Raw genomic sequence first — 9272 nt, 5'->3', positions numbered from 1 at the left:
GAAGTCAGTAACATATATACGGCAAGGCGAAGCTGACGTGGTTTGAAGAGATTTTCGAAGAGTATTAAATGCTGAAAAGTTGTCCGAGCAGGAAGGTAACGCCCATGGTCAAGAGACCAATAGCTAGGTTCCGAATCATAGCCGTTTTGGTTGGGGCTTTTCCAAGTCTGGCACTAGTGTAACCAGTGAGAAGAAGGGCTACACCGACAATCAGGACAGTAGCAGGGATGCGGTATTCACTTGGGAAAATGGTAATTGAAAGCATTGGTGGTAAGCTACCAAGGAAAAAAGAAATAAAGCTAGAGATAGCAGCATGCCAAGGATTGGTAAACTCTTCATACTCAATACCGTATTTTTCCTCTACCAAAGCCTTGAGTGGATTATTTAAAAAGGCTTTGTTGGTCAAAAGTTGAGCAGAGGTTTCGCATTCTCCATTTTGGATATAGGCAGCATAGAGGGACTTTTTGGCTAGTTCCATATCTTGGTCTAGCAAGAGCTGCTCACGCGCAACGGCTGCTTCCTCAGTATCTTTTTGAGTTGAAACGGATACATATTCTCCACCAGCCATTGAAAAGGCACCAGCTAAGATAGCTGCAAATCCTGATAAAAAGATAATCCAGATATTGGTCGTGGCACTAGCAACTCCGATAACCACACCAGCAATGGAAATAATTCCATCGTTAGCACCAAGAACACCAGCACGCAGGATATTTAAACGACCTGCAAAATTTGAATCGATTTCGTGATTTGTTTCTGACATACTAATCTCCTTCTTATCCAGTATAAAGGAAAGAGGTAATGAAATCAATCTTTTAAAAATATCTGAAAAAAGTTGCACGATTTTAATGATATAAAAATGTCGACATCTTCTCTAATAGATCAAACACCGAAGGTAAAGAGTATAGAATTGCATAAAAAATTTTAAATTAAATATGAAAATCATTTTGTTCACTTTATAATCGTTTGCAAGAGAATAATGAGTATTAAATCAAACAAAATCCAAATATTTTGCGAACTTTTTTATATTTTTTTCGTAAACCGCTTTACAAGTTCTTAAAAACATGATATAGTAATGGAGCTTAGAAAATGAGAAGATGTTTTCTAGCAAATATAAACCCGAGTAAAAAATGCCTACGGACAGGCAGGGTTGAATGCCGAAGCGTGGTTGAAAAACCACATTATTGATAGGGTTAAAAGCCTACTTTTATAAGTTGATGTTAGGACACTTGTCCTAATTCATAAATTTTTAGTGTGGTGAAAGCACACGTCATCTTGTGAAACGATCAATAAAGTACGTAATATTTGCTACTAGAGAGTTAGGAAACATCGGGAACAGACATACTCAACAGAAACAAACATAAAAACGTCAGAAGATTGCAGAGCAGGTGAAAACCTGCTCTTTTTTCATGAGTCAACCTTTAGTTCCTTAGTTTTCATAAGGTCCTAAAAATATTGAAAGGAGTATGTCTTGAAAGAGTTAGATCAAAACCAAGCCCCAATTTATGAGGCCTTGGTGAAGTTACGCAAGAAACGGATTGTTCCCTTTGATGTTCCAGGTCACAAGCGTGGAAGGGGAAATCCAGAACTTGTCGAACTCTTAGGTGAAAAATGTGTTGGCATTGATGTCAATTCGATGAAACCCTTGGATAATCTTGGTCACCCCATTTCGATTATTCGGGATGCAGAGGAGCTAGCGGCGGATGCTTTTGGAGCTAGCCATGCCTTTCTAATGATTGGGGGAACAACTTCATCGGTACAGACTATGATTCTGTCAACCTGCAAGGCTGGAGATAAGATTATTCTGCCACGCAATGTCCATAAATCTGCTATCAATGCGCTGGTTCTATGTGGTGCCATTCCCATCTATATCGAGATGAGTGTAGATCCTAAGATTGGTATCGCTTTAGGTCTTGAAAATGACCGTGTAGCCCAGGCTATCAAGGATCATCCAGATGCCAAGGCCATTTTGATTAACAATCCTACTTACTACGGAATCTGTTCAGACCTAAGGGGATTGACAAAAATGGCTCATGAAGCTGGTATGATGGTTTTGGTAGATGAGGCCCACGGAGCACACTTACATTTTACTGATAAACTTCCAATTTCTGCTATGGATGCAGATGCTGATATGGCTGCAGTTTCCATGCATAAGTCTGGTGGGAGTTTGACCCAAAGTTCACTTCTTTTAATCGGGGAGCAGATGAACCCTGAGTATGTTCGTCAGATCATCAACCTGACCCAGTCAACATCTGCCTCTTACTTGTTGATGGCTAGTTTAGATATTTCACGTCGCAACTTGGCCCTTCGTGGTAAAGAGTCGTTTGAGAAAGTCATTGAGTTATCAGAGTATGCTCGTCGTGAAATCAATGCTATCGGTGGTTACTATGCCTACTCAAAAGAGTTAATAGACGGTGTGTCGGTCTGTGATTTTGATGTAACCAAGCTGTCAGTTTACACTCAGGGTATTGGCTTAACAGGTATCGAGGTTTATGACCTCTTACGAGACGAATACGACATTCAGATTGAGTTTGGTGATATTGGCAATATCTTGGCCTATATTTCGATTGGTGACCGTATCCAAGACATTGAACGATTAGTTGGTGCTTTAGCTGATATTAAGAGACTCTATTCACGAGATGGGAAGGACTTGATAGCAGGAGAATATATTCAGCCCGAGTTGGTGTTATCTCCTCAGGAAGCCTTTTATTCAGAGAGAAAAAGTTTGACCTTAGATGAGTCTGTTGGACAAGTCTGCGGGGAATTTGTCATGTGCTATCCTCCAGGGATTCCTATCTTGGCTCCTGGTGAACGCATTACACGAGAGATTGTGGATTATGTCCAATTTGCCAAGGAACGTGGTTGCTCCCTCCAAGGGACGGAAGATCCAGAGGTCAATCACATCAACGTCATTAAGAGAAAGGAGATCTAGATGGATTTATGGTTTTCTGAAGTTTATACTCCAGATGTGAAATTGTCCCTGAGAACAGCCAAGCAACTCTACGCTGGTAAAAGTGAATGGCAGGATATCGAAGTCTTGGATACCCCAGCTTTTGGGAAAATACTGATTTTAAATGGGCATGTCTTGTTTTCAGATGCGGATGATTTTGTCTACAACGAAATGACGGTTCACGTCCCCATGGCTGTGCATCCCAATCCCAAGAAAGTTTTGGTAATAGGGGGTGGCGACGGTGGTGTTGCCCAAGTATTAACACTCTATCCAGAATTGGAACAAATCGACATTGTGGAACCAGATGAGATGTTGGTTGAAGTCTGTCGTGAGTATTTCCCAGATTTTGCCGCAGGGCTAGATGATCCTCGTGTTACCATTTACTATCAAAATGGGCTACGCTTTTTGCGAAACTGCGAAGATGACTATGATATTATCATCAACGATGCGACAGATCCATTTGGACATACGGAAGGGCTCTTTACCAAGGAATTTTACGGTAACAGTTACAGAGCCTTGAAAGAAGACGGTATCATGATTTACCAGCATGGGAGTCCTTTCTTTGACGAGGATGAGTCGGCCTGCCGAAGCATGCACCGCAAGGTCAATCAAGCCTTTCCAATCAGTCGGGTTTATCAGGCCCATATTCCAACTAGCCCAGCTGGCTATTGGTTGTTTGGATTTGCATCGAAAAAATACCACCCTGTCAAAGATTTTGACAGGGAAGGTTGGAAAAAACGCCAGCTTTTCACAGAATACTACACTGCAAACTTACACGTGGGATCCTTTATGTTGCCCAAGTATGTTGAGGACATTTTAGAAGAAGAGGAAGGAAAAAAATGAGTCGTTTACTAGTTATTGGTTGTGGGGGTGTTGCCCAAGTTGCTATTTCAAAGATTTGTCAAGATAGCGAAACCTTTACAGAGATTATGATTGCTAGCCGTACTAAGTCAAAATGTGATGACTTGAAAGCGAAGCTAGAAGGCAAAACAAGTACAAAGATTGAGACAGTTGCTCTTGATGCTGACAAGGTTGAAGAAGTCATTGCCCTGATTGAAAGCTACAAACCAGAAGCTATTTTGAATGTAGCTCTGCCTTATCAAGATTTAACTATCATGGACGCTTGTTTGGCAACAGGTGTTCACTATATCGATACAGCCAACTACGAAGCAGAAGATACAGAAGACCCTGAATGGCGTGCTATCTACGAAAAACGCTGCAAGGAACTTGGTTTTACAGCCTACTTTGACTACTCATGGCAATGGGCTTATCAGGAAAAATTCAAAGAAGCAGGCTTGACTGCTCTTCTTGGTTCTGGTTTTGACCCAGGTGTGACTAGTGTCTTTTCAGCTTACGCCCTTAAACACTATTTTGATGAAATCCATTATATCGACATTTTAGACTGTAATGGTGGTGACCACGGTTATCCATTTGCGACAAACTTTAACCCAGAAATCAATCTACGCGAGGTTTCTGCACCAGGTTCTTACTGGGAAGATGGAAAATGGGTCGAAGTTGAAGCCATGTCTATCAAGCGCGAGTACGATTTCCCTCAAGTTGGACAAAAAGATATGTATCTCCTCCACCATGAAGAAATTGAATCATTGGCGAAAAACATTCCAGGTGTTAAACGTATTCGTTTCTTTATGACTTTTGGTCAATCTTATCTAACGCATATGAAATGCTTGGAAAATGTTGGTCTCCTTCGTACGGATGCCATTAACTTCAATGGACAAGACATCGTTCCGATTCAATTTTTAAAAGCCTTGCTTCCAGACCCTGCAAGCCTTGGCCCACTTACTGTAGGTAAAACCAATATTGGATGTATCTTTACAGGTGTAAAAGATGGCGTTGAAAAGACCATCTACATCTACAATGTCTGCGACCATCAGGAATGTTACGCGGAAGTTGGTTCACAAGCTATTTCTTACACGACTGGCGTTCCAGCCATGATTGGAACAAGATTGGTTATGAACGGTACTTGGAAACAAGCTGGAGTGTATAACCTTGAAGAATTGGATCCAGATCCATTCATGGAAGCTTTGAATGAGTATGGTTTACCTTGGGTTGTGGTTGAAAATCCACAAATGGTGGACTAATGAAGCTAGAACAAGTACCAACACCAGCCTATGTCATTGACTTGGCCAAGTTAGAAGCCAATTGTCGTATCTTACATTATGTACAAGAAGAAGCAGGCTGCAAGGTTTTGCTTGCCCAGAAGGCATATTCCCTTTACAAAACCTATCCCTTGATTAGCCAGTATCTATCTGGTACAACTGCAAGTGGTCTCTATGAAGCTAAGCTAGCTAGGGAAGAATTTCCTGGTGAAGTCCATGTTTTTGCACCAGCTTTCAAGGATGAGGACATGGAGGAATTGCTTGGGATAACAGACCATATCGTCTTTAACTCAGAGAGACAGTTGCGTAAACACGGTCCGCGTTGTCGAGATGCTGGTATCAGTATTGGTTTACGTCTCAATCCTCAATGTTCAACACAGGGTGACCATGCGCTCTATGACCCTTGTGCACCTGGTTCTCGTTTTGGCGTTACACTAGATAAAATTCCTAGTGATTTGCTGGATTTGGTGGATGGTCTTCATTTTCACACCCTTTGCGAGCAGGGTGCAGATGATTTAGAGACAACTTTGAAAGCAGTAGAAGAGCAGTTTGGTTCCTATTTGCATGAGGTCAAATGGCTCAATATGGGGGGCGGCCATCACATTACAAGAGAAGACTATGATGTAGATTTGCTGATTTCAGAAATCAAGCGTATCCGAAAAACTTACAATCTTGAAATCTATATCGAGCCGGGTGAAGCCATTGCGCTCAATGCGGGTTATCTAGCAACTGAGGTATTAGATATTGTCGAAAACGGTATGGAAATCTTGGTTTTAGACGCCTCTGCGACCTGCCATATGCCTGATGTACTTGAGATGCCCTATCGTCCACCTTTGAGAAATGGCTTTGAGGCACAGGAAAAAGCCCATACCTATAGACTTTCTTCCAATACTTGTCTGACGGGCGATGTAATTGGAGACTATAGCTTTGAAAATCCAGTTCAAATCGGAGACAGACTTTATTTTCAAGACATGGCCATTTATTCTTTTGTCAAAAATAATACCTTTAATGGTATTGGATTGCCAAGTCTCTATCTCATGGACGAACAGGGAGACTGTAGCTTAGTCAAAGCATTTGGCTATCAAGATTTTAAAGGGAGATTATCATGATGGAAAGTCCCAAAAAATTAGGCTATCGCATGCCAGCAGAGTACGAAGCACACCATGGTACCCTCATGATATGGCCGACTCGACCAGGATCATGGCCTTTTCAAGGAAAGGCTGCTAAAAGAGCTTTCAGCCAGATTATTAAGACCATAGCAGAAGGAGAAAGAGTCTATCTTTTGGTGGACCAAGACTACTTAGCTGAAGCCCAATCTTATCTTGGAGACAAGGTTGTTTATTTAGACATTCCCACCAATGATGCCTGGGCGCGTGATACTGGCCCAACCATTCTTGTCAATGATAAAGGCCAGAAATTAGCCGTGGATTGGTCTTTCAATGCTTGGGGTGGAGCTGTAGATGGTCTCTACCAAGACTATGAAGATGATGATCAAGTAGCCAGTAATTTTGCTGAGGCCTTGGAAATGCCTGTTTATGATGCCAAACCTTTTGTCCTAGAAGGCGGAGCGATACATAGCGATGGTCAAGGAACCATTCTCGCGACTGAAAGTTGTTTGCTTAGTCCTGGTGGCAATCCTCATCTTAGTAAAGAGGAAATCGAAAATACCTTATTAGAGTGCCTTGGCGCTGAAAAAGTTATTTGGCTTCCTTATGGTATTTATCAGGATGAAACCAATGAACACGTTGACAATGTTTCAGCCTTTGTTGGTCCTGCAGAGCTTGTTTTGGCTTGGACAGATGATCAAAACGATCCTCAGTATGCCATGTCAAAAGCAGATCTCGAATTCTTAGAGCAAGAAACAGATGCAAAAGGTTGTCACTTCACCATTCATAAATTGCCTATCCCTGCAGTTCGACAAGTTGTGACAGAAGAAGATTTGCCAGGCTACATCTATGAAGAAGGAGAAGAAGAGCGATACGCAGGTGAACGACTAGCAGCTTCCTACGTAAACTTTTATATCGCCAACAAGGCTGTCTTGGTTCCACAGTTTGAGGATGTAAACGACCAAGTAGCCTTAGATATTCTCAGTGAGTGTTTCCCAGACCGTAAAGTTGTCGGAATTCCAGCCAGAGATATTCTCTTAGGTGGTGGCAATATCCACTGTATCACCCAACAAATCCCAGAATAGGAGAAAAAGATGAGAAATGTAAGAGTTGCAGCCATTCAGATGCAATGCGCCAAGGATGTGGCAACAAATATTCAAACCGCAGAGCGTTTAGTACGTCAGGCTGCAGAACAAGGCGCACAAATTATTCTCTTGCCCGAGTTGTTTGAACGTCCCTATTTCTGTCAGGAACGTCAGTATGACTACTACCAGCATGCCCAGTCGGTGACAGACAATACAGCTATTCAGCATTTTAAAACCATTGCCAAGGAGCTAAAGGTCGTTTTACCAATCAGTTTCTATGAAAAAGATGGTAATGTCTTGTATAACTCTATTGCCGTCATTGATGCAGATGGTGAGGTGCTGGGTGTTTATCGAAAGACCCACATACCAGATGACCATTATTATCAAGAAAAATTTTATTTCACACCTGGCAACACAGGTTTCAAGGTCTGGGATACTCTCTATGCCAAGATCGGGATCGGTATCTGTTGGGATCAATGGTTCCCTGAAACAGCCCGCTGTCTTGCGTTAAATGGTGCTGAATTGCTCTTTTATCCTACAGCCATTGGTTCAGAGCCAATTTTAGATACGGATAGTTGTGGTCATTGGCAACGTACCATGCAAGGACACGCAGCAGCAAATATTGTTCCAGTCATCTCAGCCAATCGTTATGGATTGGAAGAGGTCACGCCTAGTGAGGAAAATGGCGGACAGAGTTCCAGTCTTGACTTCTACGGTTCCTCCTTTATGACGGATGAAACAGGAGCTATTCTAGAACGAGCTGAAAGACAAGAAGAAGCTGTTCTGTTAGCTACTTATGACCTAGACAAGGGAGCAAGTGAACGCCTAAACTGGGGCTTGTTTCGAGATAGAAGACCAGAAATGTATCAACGAATTACGGACTAGTAGGGGAGAAATGAGAGGTTCATTCTGCTAGACTAACTTCTTATTAGCAACTATAAGATACTATGGTATCTAGTAAATCGATTTTTATGATTCACTATTCTTTTATCTTGATTAGTCCGTATTTTATACTAGACTTCCTGCAAAACTAGAATCCTAGTTCATGATTGATAATACCAACAATCAAATTCATTCGTAATCTGAAGCGTTTACGATGATTTCGATAGGTTGTTGAAAACATTTTAAACGTTTTTACTTTGGCAAAGATGTTCTCAACCTTGCTTCTCTCCTTAGATAGCGCATGGTTACAGGCTTTCTCTTCAGCTGTTAGCGGCTTGAGTTTGCTGGATTTACGTGGAGTTTGTGCTTGAGGATCTATCTTCATGATTCCTTGATAACCACTGTCAGCCAAGATTTTACCAGCTTGTCCGATATTTCTGCGACTCGTTTTGAACAACTTCATATCATGACAATAGTTCACAGTGATCTCCAAAGAAACAATTCTCCCTTGACTTGTGACAATCGCTTGAGCCTTCATAGCGTGGCATTTCTTTTTACCAGAATCATTCGCTAATTGTTTTTTTAGGGCGATTGATTTTTACTTCCGTCGCATCAATCATTACCGTGTCCTCAGAACTGAGAGGAGGTCTTGAAATCGTAAAACCACTTTGAACAAGAGTTACTTCAACCCATTGACTCCGATGGGTTAAGTTGCTTTCGTGGATACCAAAATCAGCCGCAATTTGTTCATAAGTTCGATATTCTCGCACATATTGAAGTCGCCATAAGAAGGTATTCTAGGCTTAGTTTAGGTTTTCGTCCCCCTTTTGCGTGTTTACCTTGATAAGCTGTTTTCAATACAGCTAACATCTCTTCAAAAGTCGTGCGCTGAACACCAACCAGGAGCTTAAATCGTGCATCAGTTAGTTGTTTACTTGCTTCATAATTCATAGAACTACTATACCATGTTTTGTTTCGCAGGAAGTCTATTATATTTAAGGATATTTGAAAGCTGTATTTTAGAAAAACAATTATGGAGTTTTGATATTTTCTTAGTTTCAAACAAGCATGTTATAATAAAGCTATGGCATATAGTACAGATTTTAAACATCGAGAATTAGATTACATCAAAGAG

General features: G+C 41.4%; 7 protein-coding genes and 1 pseudogene. 6 read left to right on the top strand and 2 right to left on the bottom strand.

Features of this window, described 5'->3' with window-relative positions:
• Window positions 1-64: 64 nt before the first annotated feature.
• The gene (locus tag HT699_RS06970; protein ID WP_172921919.1) at window positions 65-760 is read right to left on the bottom strand and encodes a VIT family protein; all 696 of its coding nucleotides are present in this window, start codon (window positions 758-760) and stop codon (window positions 65-67) included.
• A 708-nt stretch (window positions 761-1468) separates the two neighbouring features.
• Here HT699_RS06970 and HT699_RS06965 point away from each other — a divergent pair.
• The 6 genes from HT699_RS06965 to aguB are packed head-to-tail and all read left to right on the top strand — an operon-like array spanning window position 1469 to window position 8140.
• Window positions 1469-2929: an aminotransferase class I/II-fold pyridoxal phosphate-dependent enzyme gene (locus HT699_RS06965; RefSeq protein WP_172921920.1), complete on the top strand. Its 1461-nt coding sequence runs from the start codon at window positions 1469-1471 to the stop codon at window positions 2927-2929.
• The gene (gene speE / locus HT699_RS06960) at window positions 2930-3790 is read left to right on the top strand and encodes a polyamine aminopropyltransferase (RefSeq protein ID WP_172921921.1); all 861 of its coding nucleotides are present in this window, start codon (window positions 2930-2932) and stop codon (window positions 3788-3790) included.
• Window positions 3787-5046, top strand: a complete 1260-nt coding sequence (locus tag HT699_RS06955; protein ID WP_172934208.1) for a saccharopine dehydrogenase family protein — start codon at window positions 3787-3789, stop codon at window positions 5044-5046. Before speE ends, HT699_RS06955 begins: the two co-directional genes overlap by 4 nt.
• Window positions 5046-6173 (top strand): carboxynorspermidine decarboxylase, encoded by a 1128-nt coding sequence (nspC, locus tag HT699_RS06950; RefSeq protein WP_172934207.1) that lies wholly within the window; start codon window positions 5046-5048, stop codon window positions 6171-6173. Before HT699_RS06955 ends, nspC begins: the two co-directional genes overlap by 1 nt.
• On the top strand, window positions 6170-7255 hold the full coding sequence (gene aguA, locus HT699_RS06945) for an agmatine deiminase (RefSeq protein ID WP_172934206.1): 1086 nt from the start codon (window positions 6170-6172) through the stop codon (window positions 7253-7255). The genes nspC and aguA overlap by 4 nt, the downstream gene beginning before the upstream one ends.
• A 9-nt stretch (window positions 7256-7264) precedes the next feature.
• Window positions 7265-8140: an N-carbamoylputrescine amidase gene (aguB, locus tag HT699_RS06940; RefSeq protein WP_023937523.1), complete on the top strand. Its 876-nt coding sequence runs from the start codon at window positions 7265-7267 to the stop codon at window positions 8138-8140.
• 145 nt (window positions 8141-8285) lie between these two features.
• On the opposite strand, the pseudogene HT699_RS06935 reads toward aguB, so the two are convergent.
• A pseudogene (locus HT699_RS06935) lies at window positions 8286-9088 on the bottom strand (IS5 family transposase).
• Window positions 9089-9272 lie beyond the last annotated feature (184 nt).

This window comes from Streptococcus sp. 1055 (assembly GCF_013276815.1).
In the GTDB taxonomy this organism is placed as follows: Bacteria; Bacillota; Bacilli; order Lactobacillales; family Streptococcaceae; genus Streptococcus; species Streptococcus pseudopneumoniae.
The sequence above is the reverse complement of the archived record's forward strand: the minus strand, read 5'-3'. Positions and strand labels throughout refer to the sequence as shown.

Coding starts and splice junctions, on each gene's coding strand:
- HT699_RS06970 (WP_172921919.1), bottom strand. CDS start 760: ATGTCAGAAACAAATCACGAAATCGATTCAAATTTTGCAGGTCGTTTA.
- speE (WP_172921921.1), top strand. CDS start 2,930: ATGGATTTATGGTTTTCTGAAGTTTATACTCCAGATGTGAAATTGTCC.
- HT699_RS06955 (WP_172934208.1), top strand. CDS start 3,787: ATGAGTCGTTTACTAGTTATTGGTTGTGGGGGTGTTGCCCAAGTTGCT.
- nspC (WP_172934207.1), top strand. CDS start 5,046: ATGAAGCTAGAACAAGTACCAACACCAGCCTATGTCATTGACTTGGCC.
- aguA (WP_172934206.1), top strand. CDS start 6,170: ATGATGGAAAGTCCCAAAAAATTAGGCTATCGCATGCCAGCAGAGTAC.
- aguB (WP_023937523.1), top strand. CDS start 7,265: ATGAGAAATGTAAGAGTTGCAGCCATTCAGATGCAATGCGCCAAGGAT.